Below are 17421 nucleotides of genomic sequence, written 5' to 3' on the forward strand. Positions count from 1 at the left end.
AGCTGGTATCAGCGCTCCAGGCGGAACCCGAGCTTGATGGTGACCTGCCAGTCGGCGACCTGGCCGTTTTCGAGGTGGCCGCGGATTTCCTTCACCTCGAACCAGTCGAGGTTCCGCAGGGTCTTGGCGGCCTCTGCAATGCCGTTCCGGACGGCGGCATCGATGCCCTCGCTCGAGGTCCCGACAATTTCAGAAATGCTGTAAGTGTGATTAGACAACTTCGCTCCTCGTGATCGCCATCGATGCCCGGCTGCGGGCCGTTCCTGCAGACTAGCCGACGGAACCCGGCCGGACTAGGGGTGTGGAAGCGGGAAGCCCGGGGAGCGGGCCCGGCAGCGGACGTTTGGCCTGCCGGGGCGCGGGTTCGGCGCGCGGCCGGATCCGGCTCACCATCCAAGGCAACATGTAGTGCGCCACCCATGCCAGGTCGCCGGCCCGGTTTTCCCGCCAGTTGCCGGGCGGCATCGGCCGCGGCTCAAGCGGCAAAAGCCGGTGGGGCACGCTAAGGGTGTCCAGGACCATGGTGGCGATTGTGTGGTGCCCCAGGGGCGAAAAATGGAGACGGTCCGGATCCCACATCCGGGGATCGCTCAGCTGCCGCAGGGCCCACAGATCGGCGATGACACTGTTGTGCCGCCCGGCGATGACGCGGATATGTTCATTGAACACCGCGACCTTGCCCCGCATGTGCCCAAAGACGGGGGTTTCGCCCCAGTCCGGTCCCGTAAACAAGACCACAGTGGCCCCGGTAGCCGAGAGCGCAGCCACGGCATCGTCCAGGGTGGCGGCCATCCGGTCGGGATCGCCGCGGTGGAACACGATATCGTTGCCGCCGGCCGAGAGGGTGACGAGGTCCGGTTTGAGGCTCAGTGCCGGCCCGAGCTGCTGGTCGAAGATGTCGCGCATGACCAGTCCGCTGATGGCCAGATTGGCGTAGCCGAACCCGCCGTGCCCATCGCCGAGTTCTTCGGCCACGCGGTCCGCCCAGCCCCGCATGCCGCCCGGGCTCAGGGGCTCCGGGTCTCCGACGCCGGCTGTGAAGGAATCTCCCAGGGCGACGTAGCGGCTCCATGCTTGTGCATTCCGGCCGTCTGATTGCCCACGTGCGGCCCCCTGGCTCCGCACGTCCCGCGCCCCCGGGGCGGGGTTGGTGGAGCCGGTATGGCCGGCGTCCGGCTCGAGGAACCTAGCGGCGTTCACATCACCAGCAATACGCCGATAATCTATGCCTCGCTAGGTACTAAGGCCCCTAGCGAGGGGCCCTGGGGTCCGCCTCCGGCCAGACACGCCGCGCCCTAATTCGGATACTCAGGGGGGTATACTGGTATCCTGACGCGCCGATCCCGGAGGAACCAATGGAACTCGATCCCACAGACATGAAGCCTGTCATCAACCGGCTTCGCCGCGCCCAGGGCCAGCTCGCGGCGGTCACCCGGATGATCGAGGAAGGCCGCGACTGCAAGAGCGTCGTGACCCAGCTGGCGGCCGTTTCGAGCGCCCTGGACAAGGCCGGCTTCTCCATCATCGCCACCGGCCTGCAGCAGTGCATGCAGCAGGAAGACCCCAGCCTGGACCGGGCCGAGCTGGAGAAGCTCTTCCTCTCCCTCGCCTGAGCCGCGCAAGGTTACGGGCCGGCGCATGGCCAGCCCGCGCAGGTTTCCGGACCCCCGTCAGGCGGTAGCTTCGCCCAGGACGTAGGTCTTCAGGTCATCAAGGGTCTGCTGCATATGTGCGTCCATGGCGTCCCTGGCCCGGTGCGGGTCCCTTGAGGCCAGGGCGTCCACGATGTTCTGGTGGTGCCTGATGGCATGTTCCTGGATGTCCGGCACCTTGGAGGTTTCCGTCCGCCGCTTTTCCAGGATGCGGTGCAGCGGCTCGAACAAGACGGCGACGAACACGTTCTCCGAAGCCTGCAGGATGAGGTCGTGGAAGGCGAGGTCCGCCTCGACGAAGGCCGCGAGGTCGCTTTCCTTGTGCGCCGCCCGCATCTTTTCGACGTCCGCGCGGAGGGCCCGGATGTCCGGATCCGCCATCCGCGTCGCGGCCAGTTCGCAGGCGCCGGTTTCCAGCATCCGGCGAAGCTCGATGAGCTGAATGGCGGCGGCGGCATCGTCCGTGCCTTCCGAGGCCGCCCGCAGCACGGCGTCCAGCGAGCCCCAGCGGCTGACGGGGTTGACGAACGTTCCGCGGCCGCGCTCCACGCTCAGGATCCGCTGGGCCTCAAGGGTCTTCATGGCCTCGCGCACGGTCATCCGGCTGACCTCGTGCCGGGAGCTCAGTTCCAGTTCGCCAGGGACGCTCGCGCCGGGCGGGAATTCGCCGGCAATGATCCGGTCCAGCAGTTCGTCGGCCACTACGCCGACCAGCGATTTCCTAGCCAATTCTCCCCGTCCAGCGACCTGCTTTGCCTGATGCTCTTCCCTGTTGGCCAAGTCTACTTGCGCGTCGTTGTGCCATATGCCACACTAGCATTCAGATGCAAGATGTCTGACATCTTACATTTTGGCCGCGGCTCCGGCAGAGCCGCAGCTCTTCACCGATACATCCACACAACGGAGTGCATAGTGACCCTCGAAGCAGACGTGCTGGCCGCCTTCCCCGCGGAAGTACAGATCCCCGCCCGGCTAGTGGCAGACAGCGTGGCGGCCTCGTCCGAGGCGTCTCCCCGCGTCCTGGTTGTGCTCGACGACGATCCCACCGGCACCCAGTCCGTGGCGGATCTCGCGGTCCTCACCCGCTGGGACGTCGCGGATTTCACCTGGGCTTTCACCCACATCCGCGAGAACCAGACCAAGCCGGCGGTCTACGTGCTCACCAACACCCGCAGCCTGGACCCGGCTGAAGCCGCGGCCCGCAACGAGGAAATCGTGCGCAACGCGCTGGCCGCCGCAGCAGGCAACGTGCGGTTGGGCTTCGTCAGCCGCAGCGACTCCACCCTTCGCGGCCACTACCCGCTGGAACCTGACGTCATCGCCGCCACCGTGGCCGCCGAAACCGGCGAGGCCACCGACGGCGTCGTGATCGTTCCGGCCTTCCCGGACGCCGGGCGGGTCACCATCGGCGGCGTCCACTACATGCGCGGCACCGGGGACGACGCCGGCAGGCTCACCCCCGTGGCAGAGACCGAATTCGCCAAGGACGCAAGCTTCGGCTTCGCCAACTCCGAGATGGCCAAGTACGTGGAGGAGAAGTCGCAGGGCCGGTTCCCCGCCGGCGACGTGATCGTCCTGGACCTGAACATCATCCGCGCCGGCGCCTCCGCCCAGGACCCGGCCATCTCCGCCAAGGCCATCGCCGACGCCATCGAGTCCGCCACCAACTCCACCCCGATCGTGGCGGACATCGTGACCGAGAACGACTTCCGCGCCCTGGCGCTCGGCCTCGAGGAAGCAGAACGCCGCGGCAAGAAGCTGCTCTACCGCGTGGGGCCGCCGTTTGTCCGCGGCCGCATCGGCCAGGAAATCCGGACGGCCCTCACCTCCGAGGAAGCCTACGAAGGCAACACGCCCTCCACGGCCGGCGGCCTGATCGTGGTCGGCTCGCACGTGGGCCTCACCACCCGCCAACTCAACGTCCTCACGGCGGAGCACAGCTCGGCGCGCATCATCGAGATCGATGTCGAGAAACTTGTTGCCGAAACCCACACAGCCGAAAACCACACAGCCGCCGGGACCGACACCGAAGCTGACGCCTACATCGGAACCGTTGTGTCCGACGTCGTCGAGGCCCTTCACGGCGGCGACGTGATCGTCCACACGAGCCGCCTGCTCATCAAGACCGACGACGCCGCCGAAAGCCTGCGGATCGCCCGCACCGTCTCCGCCGCCGTCGTCGCTGTTGTGAACCGGACGCTGAAGACCTTCCCGCCCCGCTTCGTGATCGCTAAGGGCGGCATCACGTCCTCGGACGTCGCCGCGCACGGCCTGGAAATCCGCCACGCGATCGTCCGCGGACCCATGCTGCCGGGCATCGTCAGCCTGTGGGAGCCGGTGGACGGCCCGGCGAAGGGCATCCCGTACATCGTGTTCGCCGGCAACGTCGGCGATGACGAGTCCCTCGCCCAGGTCACCCGCAAGCTCAGCAACACCTTCTAAGCCTCCCGCCCCACCTTTCGATTTCACTGGAGAACACCATGACCACCGATTACCAAGTCACCGTTCTGGGCCTGGGCGCCATGGGACTGCCCATGGCGGCGCGCCTCGCCACCCGGCTGACCGTCCACGGCTTCGACATCGCCGAGGCGCGGCTGGCGCTCGCCGCGGACGCCGGCGTCCGCACTTTCGGCTCCGCCCGTGAGGCCGCCGAAGGCGCCGACGCACTGCTGCTGGCAGTGCGCAACGGCGAGCAGCTGGACGACGTGCTCTTCGGCGAAAACGGCGTGGCCTCCGTGCTGAAGCCCGGCGCCGTCGTGATCCTCGGCAGCACTGTGGGCACCGACGCCATTCCGGCCACCGTTGCCCGTCTCGCCGAATACGGCGTTGCCCTGGTGGACGCACCCCTGTCCGGCGGCCCCAAGCGCGCCGGTGAAGGCGACCTCCTGATCGTTGTGGGCGCCGAGCCGGTGGCCCTCAAGACCGCCCGCCCCGTCCTGGAGCTCCTGGCCTCCACCCTGACGATCGTGGGGGACAAGCCCGGCGACGGCCAGGCCCTCAAGACCGTCAACCAGCTGCTCTGCGGCGTCCACATCGCCGCCGCCGCCGAGGCCATGGCGCTGGCCGACGCCCTCGGCCTGGACCAGGCCAAGACCCTCGCGGCCCTCGAGGCCGGCGCAGCGGGCTCCTTCATGCTCTCCAACCGCGGCCCGCGCATCCTCGAGGCCTACACTGAAAACGGGGCCGAAGTCCTCAGCCGCCTGGACATCTTCGTCAAGGACATGGGGATCGTCGGCAAGGCGACCCGCGCGGCCGGCCTGGCCGCCCCCGTCGCCGCCGCAGCAGAGCAGCTCTACCTCCTCGGCCAGGCCCAGGGCCTCGCCGCCGCTGATGACTCCGCCGTCATCAAGGTTGTCGCACCGACCAAGCGCACCGCCTGACCCTTAGCCCCCCGACGCCGTCGACGGCGGTCCCCCCTCCGCCGTCGACGGACTCCTCGCCCCCTCTCGACGCCTGACTCGTCGAACGACCTTCCTGTCAAAGGAGACAAGCCTTCATGACCCCCCTGCTCAACCCCCTGATGGTGCGCGCCGCCGACGCGCCCGTCATCAAGCCCGCCGTGGAGCTGGGAACTCCGCTGCTGCTGACTATCGCGGTTGCCGGCGTCGCCCTGCTGCTGCTCATGATCATCCGCTTCAAGATCCAGGCCTTCGTGGCCCTGCTGACCGTCAGCATCCTGGTGGCCGTGGCGGCGCAGATCCCGCTCAAGGACGTTTTCACCGTGGTGGCCAACGGAGTGGGCAGCACCATGGGCAAGGTGGCCCTCCTGATCGCCCTCGGCGCCATCCTGGGCCGCATGATCGAAGTCTCCGGCGGCGTGCAGTCGCTCGCTGACCACTTCACCGCCAAGCTTGGTGCGACGCGGGTGGCCGTGGCCCTCACCGCCGTCGGCTTCCTTGTCGCGATTCCCGTCTTCTTCGAAGTCGGCATCATCGTCCTCGTGCCGATCGTCTACGCCTTCGCCAAGATCGCAAAAGTCCACCCGGTCAAGTTCGGCCTCCCCATGGCCGGCATCATGCTGGCCATCCACGTGGCCGTGCCGCCGCACCCGGGCATCGTGGCCGGCGCCGGTGTACTCGGCGCCGACATCGGACTGATCGCCCTGATCTCGCTGACGATCTGCGTGCCGCTGGGCTTCCTGTCCTACTGGGTCGCGTCCATCATGAACCGCAAGGACTACGACCTGCTGCCCTCCGTCAAGGCCCAGGTGGACGAGTTCGGCTCCAAGTCCCTGGTCCGCGTGGGCCATGAGGGCCCCGGCAGCAAGGCCATGGCCCCGCCCCGGCCCGGACTGATCATCTTCCTCATCGCCACCCCGATCGTGCTGATCCTCCTCGGCACCGTTGGCACCCTCGTGATCGACAAGAACAACTTCTGGTACGGCGTCGCCGCCTTCGTCGGCAACCCCGTCTTCGCGCTCCTCGTCGCCGTGGCGCTCTGCTTCTTCCTGCTGGCCGTCCGCCGCGGGTGGTCGCTGACGGACACCGGCGAAATCTTCGAAGGCGCCCTGCCTCCGATCGCTTCCATCCTCATGGTTGTTGCCGCCGGCGGCGTCTTCGGCAGCGTTCTGCAGGTCAGCGGAATCGGCAAGGCACTCTCCGAGTCCCTCGACACGCTCGGCGTGCCGCTGCTGCTGCTCGGCTTCATCATCTCGCTGGCCCTCCGCGCCGCCCAGGGCTCGGCCACCGTCGCGATTGTCACCACGGCCGGCCTGCTGTCCTCCGCTGTCGCCGGCGGCGGTTACACCCCGGCCCAGATTGCCGTGATCGTGATCGCGATCGGCTTCGGCGCGCTGGGGCTTTCGCACGTGACGGACGCCGGCTTCTGGGTCGTGGTGCGCTACTACGGCCTGACGGTCGCCGACGGCCTGCGCACCTGGACGGTACTCACCACGGTCCTCGGGCTCGCCGGTTTCGCCCTGACGTTCGCGGCCTGGATCCTGGTGGGAGGCCTGAGCGCCTGATGCGTGCCCGACTCGACACCCTGGTCAGTGCCGCCCTGCAGCAGGGCTCGGCGGTGCCCGCGTTCACCTGCTACGACTTCACCACCGCACTCGCCGTGGTGGCGGCGGCCGAGGAATCCGGGCGGGGCGCCATCCTGCTTGTCGCGCCCAAGACGGCGGCCACGCCGAACGGGCTGCGGCTGATCGCCGCCCTCCGCGGACTTGCCGATGCCGCCGCCGTGCCCGTCGCGGTGCAACTGGACCATGCCGCCGACCCGAAGGTGATCGCCGACGCCGTCAGCGCCGGGGCCGACTCGGTGCTGGTCGACGGCTCCGCGCTGCCGTACGAGGACAACATTGCCCTGGTCCGGAGCGTCCGTGAAGACCTGGCGGCACAGGGGCACGACGTGGTGATCGAGGCCGAACTCGGCGGACTCGCCGGGGACGAGGACCGGGCCTTCGAGGCCGACGGCGCCGGCCACGCCCCGGGCAGTTTGGAGCCGGACGCGGCAGCCGGCCTCACGGACTCCGGCCAGGTGGAGGACTTCGTGGCCCGCACCGGTGCTCAGTTGCTGGCCGTGGCCGTGGGCAATGTCCATGGAAAGTACAAGGGCGAGCCCCGGCTGCGCTGGGACGTGCTGCAGGACATCGCCGTGCGGACCCGGATCCCGCTGGTCCTGCACGGCGCCTCCGGCATTCCGGCGGAGGAACTGGTCAAGGCCGCCGCGATGAACGTCGGCAAGGTCAACTTCAACACCGAACTGCGCACCGGCGTCCTGACGGTCCTCGAGGAGCAGACCGCCGCCCACCGGGCCGACGGCGAGAACCTGCAGGCGCTCCTGGGCCTGTGGGACGGCTCCGCCCGGACGTTCGCGGCCACCGCCCTGGCGACGCTCTCGCGCTAAGCGCCCACACGGGAGGCTAGGATCAGACCATGATCCTGGCCTCCCTCGGGTTCGCCCTCGCGGCGGCCCTGCTGCACGTCTACATCTTCACGATGGAGGCCATCACCTGGACACGGCCCGCCACGTGGAAGCGGTTCGGCATCGCGTCGCAGGCAGATGCCGATACCACGCGTCCGCTGGCCTACAACCAGGGCTTCTACAATCTGTTCCTCGCCGCTGGCGCCCTGGCCGGCACCGGGGCCGTTGCGCTGGGCCACCCTGCCGTGGGCTGGACGCTGGTCTTCTACGCCTGCGGCTCCATGCTCCTGGCCTCGATCGTCCTCGCCCTGAGCGGCGGGAAGTACCTCCGTGCCGCGGCCACGCAGGGCACGACGCCGCTGCTCGCCGTCGTCCTCGGAACACTGGGGCTGCTCACCGCCTGACTGCCGCGTCCCGCCCCGGACCGCCCCGGCGTCCCGCGGCGGAGACCCGGGCCGTAGTACCCCTCGCCGTCGGCCGCCCGAAGGCCGACAATGGAGGCAACACAGCAGGCCTTCCCAGGGGGCGCCATGGTTCCACAGCAGCGGACAGCCGGCGGGCCGGCCCCGACGCCGGACCGCGACCCGGTGATCGACCTTGCCCGGTTCTTCTGCCTGACCCTGGTGGTGGTCGGGCATATCCTGATGGTCAGCCCGGTCCTGCACCCCGACGGGACCGTGACCAGCGAAAACACCCTGGGCAACCAGCATTGGTTTGAGCCCGTCGTCTGGGTCCTCCAGATCATGCCGCTGTTCTTCGTGGCCGGCGGGATCACCGGCCTGCAGTCCTGGCGGCGGCTCCGCGCCCGCGGCGGCACCGCCTCGGACTTCATGCAGATCCGGCTGCTTCGCCTGATCCGCCCGGCCGCGGTCCTGCTGGCCGTGATGTTCACCGGCCTGTCCCTGGCCCTGCTCAGAGGCGTTGACCCGCAGGTGATCCAGCTGCTCACCAGCGGTGCGGGGATGCCGCTGTGGTTCCTGGCCGCGTACCTCGCAGCGCAGCTGAACCTTCCGTGGCTGGCGGCGTTGCACGGGCGCGCTCCCTGGCTGACCCTGGCCGGCCTGATCTCCCTCGTGGTGGCCGTCGACTGCCTGCGGGGGATTCTCCCGGAACTGGCTTACCTGAATATGGTGTTCGTCTGGTGCGCCGTGCAGCAGCTCGGATTCATCGTGGCCGACAACCCGGCGTTCAGGCCCGGCCGCCCCGCGCTGCTTGGCATCGTCGTGGCCAGCAACATGCTGTTGGGCTTGCTCGTCCTGCTGGGGCTCTATTCCGGCAACATGCTGGTAAACCTCAATCCGCCCAATCTGACGCTGGTGCTCCTGGGCATCTCGCAGGCCGCGGCCCTCCAGTTCCTGCGTCCCTGGCTGTCCAGGATCGCATCCCTGGCCCGGGTGCGCCGGTTTGTGGGCGTGGCCGGGCGGCGGTCCATGACCGTCTATCTGTGGCACTTGCCCCTGCTGGCGGCGATGTCGGGAGTGCTGCTGCTGACGGACTTTCCCCAGCCTGCCGGAGGCACGGCGGGCTGGTGGTGGGGGCGACCCCTGGTGCTGCTGGCCGTCATCGCGCTGCTGATGCCGATAGTGGCACTGTTCGGCCGGCTGGAAGACCGGCCGACGGCGCCCGGCCCGGCCCCTGGCCGCCCGGCGGCCGCGGTGCTGCTGGCCGCCGTCGCCGTCTTCGTCCCGGCGGTCAATGCGGCGCTCAACGGTCTCACGTTGGGGTTGCTGGGCGGCGGCGCTGCCTGCTTCGCCCTCGCGGTCGTGCTGCTGGGCCGCGTGCCTGCCCGGCTCACGACCCCGGCCGGCCGGACCGGCGGATCAGAACCGCCATTGCCACACCCGCCATTAAGTGCCAATGTCGAACCATGACGGAGAACTCGGCAGCCACGGAAGACACCTTCAGCCCGGACGTCGCCACCACCCGCAACGACGAGCTGCACCGCTATGAACTCCACGCCGGCGGCAAGCTCGCCGTCCAGGTGCGCTTCATTGACAGGCCGGGCCATATCGACTTCATCCACACGGACACGGCCCCGCAGTTCCAGGGCCAGGGGCTCGCCAAGGTGCTGGCGCACTTCGCCCTCGACGACGTCGTCGCCTCCGGCAAGCGGATCATCCCGAATTGCCCGTTCATGTACCGCTACCTGCGCCGGCACGAGGCGTACCACCAGTACGTGGACTGGCCGGAAAGGGTACCCGAGGGAGCTTAGCCGCCTGCCCCGGCTTGTGAGCAGGGCAACAACCTCGTAAGGTTTGAGCAGAGTTATGCAGCTGGCTCTTGGACAGGCCCCTTTGGAGAACCCCCATGAACCATAAACTGCGTGTGCTTGTCCGTGTGGACGTCGATCCCGGACATGTAACTCTCGAAATCAGCGGCTGCGTGACCCCGTCGGATTCCGCTGCCCTCCTGCATATTGTGCGCCGCGCCTGCCGGCTCGGTGCGGGGGTCGAGGTGGTGATCGACCTCCACGGTGCGTCCCACCTTGACCCGGAAATCCTGCTGGAGCTGCGCCGGTTGGTGGCCGCCGGACCCGTGCCCGCAGTCGGGGAGACCGGCACCGGCGAACCCGGCACCGGGGAATCCGCTCCGGCAGTGCCGCTCCGCCTCACCCTCGACGAGCCGGCCGATCTGCCGATCTGCCTCCTGCACGTGGGTGCCGAAGCCGAAGTCCTCGCCGGACTCGAAACCGGGTTCCCCGCGGCACCCCTCGGCGACGGCGGGACCGGCGGCGCACTGCTCGATCTTGGCCCCGACGCCGGGCTGGCAGATGCCAACAGCCCGCTGCCCGCGGAAACCGGCAGCGTCAACGACCTTGACCTTGTCAATGGGCTGGCGCTCTCGGAGTACTTCGAGGGCACACTGGATCCGGGCGCCACGGTCAAGGCCCTGTCCGACACGGCGCTTTGCCAGCTCGCGGACGCCCTGTACCGGCACCTGGACACCAGCAACCCGTCCTTCGGGGCGCACACCTGGTACGAGCTCGCAGCCGAAGAGCTGCAGTACCGCCACCTGACGGAGGAAACCGGTCCGGACGAGGACCAGATTGCGCCGGACACGGCCCTGGCCTGAGCGCGAGCGGGGCTAGGCTGTCGCTATGAACCCACAGACAGCCTCCCCGGCGGGCAGCACCGCCCTCGTCACCGGCGCAACAGCCGGCCTCGGCGCCGAGTTCGCCCGCCAGCTGGCAGAACAGGGCCACCGCGTCGTGCTCGTGGCGCGCGACGCCGGCCGCCTCGCGGCCACCGCGGCGGAACTGGAAAACCGTTACGGGGCCGCGGCAGAGACGATCGCCGCGGACCTGACCGACGACGCCGGGGTAGCCGCCGTCGTCGCGCGCCTCTCGGATCCTGCGCGGCCCGTGGAAATCCTGGTCAACAACGCGGGAATCGGGCTGCTGCGGTCCTTCGAGGACAACGGCATCGCCGACGAGAAGAAGCACCTGAAGCTCCACGTTGAGACGGCCATGGAACTCAGCCATGCCGCCCTGCAGGGCATGCTCGCGCGGAAGTCCGGCAGGATCATCAACGTCGCCAGCGTGGCGGCGTTCCTGCCCCGCGGAACCTATTCGGCCGCGAAAGCCTGGCTGCTGAGCTTCTCGCGCTGGGCCAACATGGCCTACGCGGCGCGCGGGGTGCAGGTGACGGCCGTCTGCCCGGGCTTCACGCACACCGAGTTCCACGACCGAATGGGCATGGACAAAACCGTGGCGCCGCGCTGGATGTGGCTCGATGCCCGTCAGGTGGTCAGCGAGGGACTGGCTGACAACGCCAAAGGCAAGGCCGTCTCGGTCCCGAGCAGGCGCTACAAGATCCTGACCTCGGTGTCCCGGGTACTCCCGCCGCGGCTCGTCGCCGGCCCGCCGCGGCGGGCCAAGTAGGCGCCGGGTACATCAGGGGACGGTTGGGCGCCTGCGCCTGATGAGCGCCACCACGAGGATGCCGACGGCGGCGCCCACCAGGGTCTCGACGGCGCGTTCGGTGACCAGCACGCCGGGGTCGGCCGGCGCGGCGAGTTGCCCGATCAGCAGGATCACGGGCGTGAAGGAGACCATAGCGAGGCCGTAGTGCCGGGTCATGAACAGCTCCGTGCTGAACTGCAGGACGATTACCAGGCAGGAAAGGACCGCAGCCTGGTGTCCGGGGAAGGCCTGCAGCGGGGACCCCGGCCAGGGGAACAAGACGGCGGCAACCACCACGAGCCCCAGGAGCGTGCCGACAATCCGGTGGATGCCGCGGTACACGCTGCTGGGCAGGTCCGCCCCGGCCAGCGGAACCGCCGCCGCGGCCATGGCCCAATGCGGGTGTCCGCTGCCGCTGAGCACGCCGATGGTTCCCGCAACCCCGACGGCGGCCATGTAGCGGACCGCATGAAGCCACGCCGCCCGGCGGCGTGCGCCCCGCAAGACCGGAGTCTCCCGGCGCCGGCCGCGGTGCCAGGTGCGGCCACGGAACCAGCCGCCAAACCCGACCATGATCGAAAACGCCGCCGATCCGGCGGCGATCAGGATGGCCGCATGCCAGGGAACAGCGGCGGGAACGGACGCGCACGCGCCCAGCGCGAGGATCCCGAAGAAGGGCCCGGCAGGTTTCAGGGTGGCCTTGTCCGCGAACAGCGACCCCGCACCGGCGAACAGGACCTCTGTGATCACCAGCGCCCACGAGTGGATGTGCTGGACGGCAAGGAAGACGCCGATTCCGACGCCGGCGAGCAGCAGGAGCGCTGCCTGGCCCTGGTGACGGAGCCGGAGCTGGTGCGGCTCGGTGCGGCCGTACATGCCCGTCAGGGCGCCGAAGACCGCATAGCCGATCAGCTCCGGCCGCCCGGCCGCCAGCAGCACCAGAGACGGCACGGCCACGCCGATCGCCACCCGCCACGCAGAGACGTGGTCCTTGTTCGCCGGCGCCAGGCTGTGCAGCGAACGGACGTGGCGCAGCAGGGTGGTCACAACTGTCTCTCGGCTTTCTCCGGATTACCCGGCGGCTGAGGGTGGCGCGGGCACGCTTAAGGCCTGCCCCGTATGCATCCCCCAATGGGTAAGCATACGGAACAGGCCTCACAGGGCGGGGCTGGGGGCTACGAAGTGTGAACTACCGTTGCCTGGCCGGAACGGGCAGGATCAGGCCCCGGCCGGAACTTTCCCGGCGTCCCCGCGGTGTGCGGTGGCGTCCCCCGGCGCCGCGACCATCGGCATGTCCATGTGCTCGAGGTCGATCAGCGGGTTCTCGTCCTGGGTCTTGACCAGTTCGCGGGCCTCGGCCTCGGTGTCCACGCTCGGCATGGAGCCAGGCAGCGGCATCTGGGCGGATTCCTTGAGGAAGTAGATCGCCACTGCACCGATCGCCGAGGTGGCCATCAGGTAGTACGCCGGCATCATGTCATTGCCGGTGGCCGAGATGAGGGCCGCGACGATGAACGGAGTGGTGCCGCCGAAGATGGCCACGGAGAAGTTGTATGCGATGCCCATGGCGCCGTAACGGCTGGCGGTCGGGAACTGGGCCGGCAGGGCCGAGGCCAGGTTGGCCACGTAGAACGTCACCGGGAAAGCGATCAGGGCAAGGCCGGCCAGCGTGGACCAGATTTCGCCGATACCGATCAGCAGGAACGCGGGCGTGGCCAGGACCACCGTGCTGATGGCACCGATCCACAGCACGGGGCGGCGGCCGATCCGGTCCGAGAGCTTGCCGGTCAGCGGGATGCACAGGCTCATGATGACCAGCACGGGGATGGTCAGCAGGGTGCCGTGCAGTTCGTCGTAGCCCTTGGATTCGGTCAGGTACGTGGGCATGTAGGAGGTCAGTGCGTAGCCGGCGGTGTTGGCTGCGGCGACCAGGATCATGGCGACGATGATGGAGCGCCAGTAGGCCTTCACGATGCCCACCGGGCCCTTGGAAGCGGCGGCGTCCGAGGCGGTTGCCTCCTTGGCGAGGTTCTCCTGGGCGTCCAGGGTGGCCTGGAACTGCGGGGACTCCTCGATCTTGCTCCTGAAGTACACGGCGATCAGGCCGAGCGGGCCGGCGATGAGGAACGGAATCCTCCAGCCCCACTGCTCCATCGAGTCCTGGCCGAGGGTCAGCTGCAGTACCGAAACGAGGGCTGCGCCCAGGGCGAAGCCGAGGTAGCTGCCCATATCCAGGAAGCTGGCGAAGAATCCGCGCCGCTTGTCCGGGGCGTACTCGCTCACGAAGGTCGTGGCACCGGCATACTCGCCGCCGGTGGAGAAGCCCTGGATGACTTTGAACAAGACCAGCAGGACGGCGGCCCAGATGCCGATCTGTGCGTAACCGGGCAGGAGGCCGACGGCGAACGTGCTGGCGGCCATGATCATCAGGGTTGCGGCGAGCACCTTCTGCCTGCCGACCTTGTCGCCGAGCCAGCCGAACACGACGCCGCCGAGGGGGCGGGCGATGAAGGTGGCGGCGAAGGTGCCGAGCAGGAAGAGGGTCTGGACGGACTTGTCCGCCTCGGGCAGGAACACCGGTCCCATGGTGGTGATCAGGTAGCCGAACACGCCGACGTCGTACCACTCCATGGTGTTACCCACGATGGTGCCGCCGAGCGCCTTCTTGAGCATGGGCTGGTCGACAACGTTGACGTCGGACTCGCGCAGCCGACGGCGGCGCAGCTTTGGTTTCTTCGCACCCTTGGATGCGACTTGGTTAGTTCCGCTGGCGTTCAAAACGCCTGCTGAAGAGTCGGTCGTGCTTCGGTCTGTGGGCATTTGGGCAACTCCTGTGGAGGTCATTTGCTTGCGACTTGTAGCTGCCCCGCTCCGGGCAGGCTATCAATTTTACGGGATTTCTCTGGCGTTTCCGAGTTCGGTGCCGTATGATCCCGCATTTCCGGCGTGATTTCGGCGCAATTCACCCAATTCTTTTGCCCCGTTTTCCCGCGCTATTACTGGGAAGCGCCGCTGTGCGGGGCAGGGCCGCCAAATTTTTTCTCCAGCGACCCGTTCCTGCGGGCGTTTCGGGCAGGATCCGGGCTGAGTTGAGGGTCCGAACGAAGGCCCGAATGAAGGTCCGAAGGCGCGTCCGCCGACGGTCGCTACAGACATCTCAACCCGGCAGTCCTACGATTGATGAACACTTCATTTCACAGCGGTAATTCTCAGCGGAAAGGAAGAGCAATGCCGGATCATCAGTTCGGAGAAGAAATCGAGCCCGAGGTCGCGAGCCATTTGGCGCAGTCCATGACGGAAGCGCCGGGCCCGGAAGGGCTGGACCGTGTGCCGCCTCCGGCGCAGGGGCAGCAATGGCCAGACGGCAGCGGAAAACACCGTCATCCCAAGGACCGCGATACTGCCCGCGGGCGGCAGGGCCAGCAGGTGGCTGCAGCGGCGATCCACCGGCAGAGCCGCCCGCAGATGCCGCACCACGATTAGGGGCCGGCGGCAGGGCCGCCAGCGGATTCGACCACCACGTCGGCTGGCGTCTTATCCAGACGCCAGCCGCGCCACACCGGGTGCCTGAGCTTCCCGCCGCCCGTCCAGTCCCCGTAAGTGACCTCGCCGACGAGTTTCGCCCGCACCCAGTGGGCGTCTGCGGCGTCAGCGTCCGGCACGTCCTGGAACGGTGAGGTCTTCCGCGACAGGGCATCGAGCTGTTGCCGCAGTTCCTTCAGTTCGCGGGCGCTGAAGCCGCTTCCCACGCGCCCCACGTACCGGAGTTTTGAGCCGTCCGGGATTCCCAGGAGCAGCGAGCCGACGGTGTCCCGGCGCTCGCCTTTGCCCGGGCGCCAACCGCCGACCACCACCTCCTGGGTCCGCTCGACCTTGAGCTTGAGCCAGGACTTGCTGCGCTGGCCCACATAGCGGCCGTCCGTGCGCTTGGCCAGGACTCCCTCCAGCCCGAGTTCCGCGGCGCTTTCGAGCACGTACGCGATGTCGGTGCTTTGCGTGAGGCCTGCGACCACTCCCGACAGTTCCACCGGGGCGCCGGTCGGGCGGAAGAACTGCTCGAGCCGCAGCCGGCGCTCGCACAGCGGCAGCGGCCGCAGGTCCTGGCGCGCGTCGAGGAGGAGATCGAAGAGCATCAGCCGCACCGGCGTCGCCGCCTGCGCCTTCGCGACGTCGGCAGGCTTGGTCAGTTTCATCCGGCCCTGCAGCAGGCCGAAATCCGGTCGGCCGGAGGGTCCGACGGCGATGATCTCACCGTCGGCGACAAAGTCCTGGCCCGGCCACAGTGCCCGGTCCGTCAGTTCCGGGTAGCTTGCGGACATGTCGATTCCGTTGCGGCTGATGAGCCGGATTCTTGCTGCATCGCCGATGACCAGTGCCCGGATGCCGTCCCACTTGAGTTCGATCTGCCAGTCCTTGTCCGCGAGGTCCGCGGCGGTCCCGGCGCTGGCCAGCATCGGGCTGAACCCGGAGGGATCGGGCGGAGGGCCCGGTGAAGGACCTGGTGCCGGGTCCGGGGCAGCCGCGGCGGCGCTGGAGGGGCCCCCGGAAGCCGCCTGGCCGGCGTCGTGGTCGCCTCCTGCCGCCCGGTGCCCGCTGCCCGCGCCCGCCGGGTCCATGAGGTGGATGAGCCACTGGTCATCGGCCTTCCCGGTGTGGATAAGGGCGAACCGGCGGCTGCCGCCGAGGCCGCCGCCTTCGGCGCCGGTCAGCGTGGCGATGATCTCCTTGCCGGCAATCCACTTCTCGCATTCGTAGTAACCGTGGTCCCAGATGCTGACCGTCCCGGCTCCGTACTGGCCCTGGGGAATGACGCCCTCGAAAGTGCCGTAGTCCAGCGGGTGGTCCTCGGTCTGCACTGCGAGGTGGTTCGTGGACTTGCTGGTCGGGACGCCCTTGGGCAGCGCCCAGGACACCAGCACGCCGTCGCGCTCCAGCCGGAAATCGAAGTGCAGCCGCCGGGCGTGGTGTTCCTGGATGACGAAGGACTCGCGGAGCGTTCCGTTACCGGTGTCTGTGTCGGCGCCGCTGCGCCCCGCCGTGAACGGCTCCGGGGTGGCGGCGGCATCCCGCTTGTCACGGTAGGAATCCAGCCGCGGATCGGTGTCGGCCCGGCCGCCGGAGACCGTGGCGAACGGGTCCTTGCCGGACTGCACCCGTTTCATGACCTCGTGGAAATCCAGCTGGCGAAGGGACGGGGAGCTGAGCTCGCGCCAGGTCCGAGGAGCGGCGACGGTGGGCCGCGGCCGGCCGCGCAGCGAGTAGGGCGCGATGGTGGTCTTCGCGGCGCTGTTCTGGCTCCAGTCGACCAGGACCTTTCCGGTGCGCAGGGTTTTCTTCATGTCGCTGACCACCAGTTCCGGGTGGTCAGCCTCCAGGGCCCGGGCCAGTTCGTGGGCGAAGTCGGAGATCTGCTCCGAGGTGCGGGTCCCGTCCAGTGCGGCGTACAGGTGGATGCCCTTGCTCCCGCTGGTCACCGGCACGGGATCCAGGCCCACGTCCTGCAGGATGGTGCGGGCCAGTCCCGCCACCGCGACGCACTCCGCGAGCCCGGCCCCGTCGCCGGGATCGAGGTCCAGGACCATCCGGTCCGGCGGCAGGGCGTTGCCGTGCGAATCCACCCGCCACTGGGGGACATGGATTTCCAGGGCGGCGATCTGCGCGAGCCAGGCGAGGGTGGCAGCGTCATTGACCAGCGGGTACTGGTTGGTGTGCTCCTTGTGCCTGATGGCCGCCCGGGCAATCCAACCGGGCGCCGATTCGTCCAGGTTCTTCTGGAAGAAGACCTGCCCGGGCGCCTCGGCCGTGCCCACACCGTGGACCCAGCGCTTCCTCGTGGCGGGCCGGTTCCGGACGGCCGGGATGAGCACGGGCGCCACGGCGGCGTAATAGGCCAGGACATCAGCCTTGGTGGTGCCGGTTTCCGGGTACATGACCTTATCCAGGTTGGTCACGACGAGTTCGCGGCCCCCGACCCGGACCCGCTGCCTGCCGCTGGCAGGGTCT

16 protein-coding genes and 1 pseudogene are annotated in these 17421 nt (G+C 68.6%); 11 read left to right on the plus strand and 6 right to left on the minus strand.

What is annotated here, in order from left to right; genetic code table 11:
• Positions 1 to 8: 8 nt before the first annotated feature.
• A complete protein-coding gene (locus CFN17_RS08235; protein WP_208750926.1) occupies positions 9 to 218 on the minus strand; it encodes a dodecin in 210 nt (69 codons plus the stop codon).
• 52 nt (positions 219 to 270) lie between these two features.
• Positions 271 to 1200: an SGNH/GDSL hydrolase family protein gene (locus CFN17_RS08240; protein WP_208750927.1), complete on the minus strand. Its 930-nt coding sequence runs from the start codon at positions 1198 to 1200 to the stop codon at positions 271 to 273.
• A gap of 155 nt (positions 1201 to 1355) precedes the next feature.
• Between CFN17_RS08240 and CFN17_RS08245 the strand changes: the two genes are divergently transcribed.
• Positions 1356 to 1613 (plus strand): metal-sensitive transcriptional regulator, encoded by a 258-nt coding sequence (locus tag CFN17_RS08245; RefSeq protein WP_018774886.1) that lies wholly within the window; start codon positions 1356 to 1358, stop codon positions 1611 to 1613.
• A gap of 57 nt (positions 1614 to 1670) precedes the next feature.
• Here the strand turns inward: CFN17_RS08245 and CFN17_RS08250 are convergent, their stop codons facing one another.
• A complete protein-coding gene (locus CFN17_RS08250; protein ID WP_208750928.1) occupies positions 1671 to 2381 on the minus strand; it encodes a FadR/GntR family transcriptional regulator in 711 nt (236 codons plus the stop codon).
• 183 nt (positions 2382 to 2564) lie between these two features.
• Between CFN17_RS08250 and CFN17_RS08255 the strand changes: the two genes are divergently transcribed.
• From CFN17_RS08255 to CFN17_RS08295, 9 genes and pseudogenes are all read left to right on the plus strand, one after another.
• The gene (locus CFN17_RS08255) at positions 2565 to 4094 is read left to right on the plus strand and encodes a four-carbon acid sugar kinase family protein (protein ID WP_208750929.1); all 1530 of its coding nucleotides are present in this window, start codon (positions 2565 to 2567) and stop codon (positions 4092 to 4094) included.
• A 92-nt stretch (positions 4095 to 4186) separates the two neighbouring features.
• Positions 4187 to 4945, plus strand: a pseudogene (locus tag CFN17_RS08260) (NAD(P)-dependent oxidoreductase); the annotation flags it as partial.
• Positions 4946 to 5148: 203 nt separating this feature from the next.
• Positions 5149 to 6615 (plus strand): GntP family transporter, encoded by a 1467-nt coding sequence (locus CFN17_RS08265; protein WP_208750931.1) that lies wholly within the window; start codon positions 5149 to 5151, stop codon positions 6613 to 6615.
• Positions 6615 to 7499, plus strand: a complete 885-nt coding sequence (locus CFN17_RS08270; protein WP_208750932.1) for a class II fructose-bisphosphate aldolase — start codon at positions 6615 to 6617, stop codon at positions 7497 to 7499. The genes CFN17_RS08265 and CFN17_RS08270 overlap by 1 nt, the downstream gene beginning before the upstream one ends.
• 29 nt (positions 7500 to 7528) lie before the next feature.
• Positions 7529 to 7921, plus strand: coding sequence for a DUF1304 domain-containing protein (locus CFN17_RS08275; protein ID WP_208750933.1), 393 nt, complete (start codon positions 7529 to 7531; stop codon positions 7919 to 7921).
• A gap of 126 nt (positions 7922 to 8047) precedes the next feature.
• Positions 8048 to 9388, plus strand: coding sequence for an acyltransferase (locus CFN17_RS08280; RefSeq protein WP_208750934.1), 1341 nt, complete (start codon positions 8048 to 8050; stop codon positions 9386 to 9388).
• Positions 9385 to 9729: a GNAT family N-acetyltransferase gene (locus CFN17_RS08285; protein WP_208750935.1), complete on the plus strand. Its 345-nt coding sequence runs from the start codon at positions 9385 to 9387 to the stop codon at positions 9727 to 9729. The genes CFN17_RS08280 and CFN17_RS08285 overlap by 4 nt, the downstream gene beginning before the upstream one ends.
• A 95-nt stretch (positions 9730 to 9824) precedes the next feature.
• A complete protein-coding gene (locus CFN17_RS08290; protein WP_208750936.1) occupies positions 9825 to 10589 on the plus strand; it encodes a hypothetical protein in 765 nt (254 codons plus the stop codon).
• Positions 10590 to 10614: 25 nt separating this feature from the next.
• Positions 10615 to 11397: an SDR family oxidoreductase gene (locus tag CFN17_RS08295; protein WP_208750937.1), complete on the plus strand. Its 783-nt coding sequence runs from the start codon at positions 10615 to 10617 to the stop codon at positions 11395 to 11397.
• Positions 11398 to 11409: 12 nt separating this feature from the next.
• Here the strand turns inward: CFN17_RS08295 and CFN17_RS08300 are convergent, their stop codons facing one another.
• Both CFN17_RS08300 and CFN17_RS08305 read right to left on the minus strand, forming a co-directional pair.
• A complete protein-coding gene (locus CFN17_RS08300) occupies positions 11410 to 12465 on the minus strand; it encodes an FUSC family protein (protein ID WP_208750938.1) in 1056 nt (351 codons plus the stop codon).
• A gap of 171 nt (positions 12466 to 12636) precedes the next feature.
• A complete protein-coding gene (locus CFN17_RS08305; protein ID WP_208750939.1) occupies positions 12637 to 14238 on the minus strand; it encodes an MFS transporter in 1602 nt (533 codons plus the stop codon).
• 408 nt (positions 14239 to 14646) lie between these two features.
• On the opposite strand from CFN17_RS08305, the gene CFN17_RS08310 reads away from it, so the two are divergent.
• A complete protein-coding gene (locus tag CFN17_RS08310) occupies positions 14647 to 14901 on the plus strand; it encodes a hypothetical protein (protein ID WP_208750940.1) in 255 nt (84 codons plus the stop codon).
• Here the strand turns inward: CFN17_RS08310 and CFN17_RS08315 are convergent.
• Entirely contained in the window at positions 14898 to 17348 is a 2451-nt protein-coding gene (locus tag CFN17_RS08315; protein ID WP_395926874.1) for an ATP-dependent DNA ligase, read from the minus strand. The genes CFN17_RS08310 and CFN17_RS08315 overlap by 4 nt on opposite strands.
• Between the last annotated feature and the right edge of the window lie 73 nt (positions 17349 to 17421).

It is taken from the genome of Arthrobacter sp. PM3, from assembly GCF_003352915.1.
Taxonomy (GTDB): Bacteria; Actinomycetota; Actinomycetes; order Actinomycetales; family Micrococcaceae; genus Arthrobacter.

Coding starts and splice junctions, on each gene's coding strand:
- CFN17_RS08315 (WP_395926874.1), bottom strand. CDS start 17,348: ATGTACCCGGAAACCGGCACCACCAAGGCTGATGTCCTGGCCTATTAC.
- CFN17_RS08275 (WP_208750933.1), top strand. CDS start 7,529: ATGATCCTGGCCTCCCTCGGGTTCGCCCTCGCGGCGGCCCTGCTGCAC.
- CFN17_RS08295 (WP_208750937.1), top strand. CDS start 10,615: ATGAACCCACAGACAGCCTCCCCGGCGGGCAGCACCGCCCTCGTCACC.
- CFN17_RS08245 (WP_018774886.1), top strand. CDS start 1,356: ATGGAACTCGATCCCACAGACATGAAGCCTGTCATCAACCGGCTTCGC.
- CFN17_RS08280 (WP_208750934.1), top strand. CDS start 8,048: ATGGTTCCACAGCAGCGGACAGCCGGCGGGCCGGCCCCGACGCCGGAC.
- CFN17_RS08305 (WP_208750939.1), bottom strand. CDS start 14,238: ATGCCCACAGACCGAAGCACGACCGACTCTTCAGCAGGCGTTTTGAAC.
- CFN17_RS08270 (WP_208750932.1), top strand. CDS start 6,615: ATGCGTGCCCGACTCGACACCCTGGTCAGTGCCGCCCTGCAGCAGGGC.
- CFN17_RS08265 (WP_208750931.1), top strand. CDS start 5,149: ATGACCCCCCTGCTCAACCCCCTGATGGTGCGCGCCGCCGACGCGCCC.
- CFN17_RS08310 (WP_208750940.1), top strand. CDS start 14,647: ATGCCGGATCATCAGTTCGGAGAAGAAATCGAGCCCGAGGTCGCGAGC.
- CFN17_RS08290 (WP_208750936.1), top strand. CDS start 9,825: ATGAACCATAAACTGCGTGTGCTTGTCCGTGTGGACGTCGATCCCGGA.
- CFN17_RS08285 (WP_208750935.1), top strand. CDS start 9,385: ATGACGGAGAACTCGGCAGCCACGGAAGACACCTTCAGCCCGGACGTC.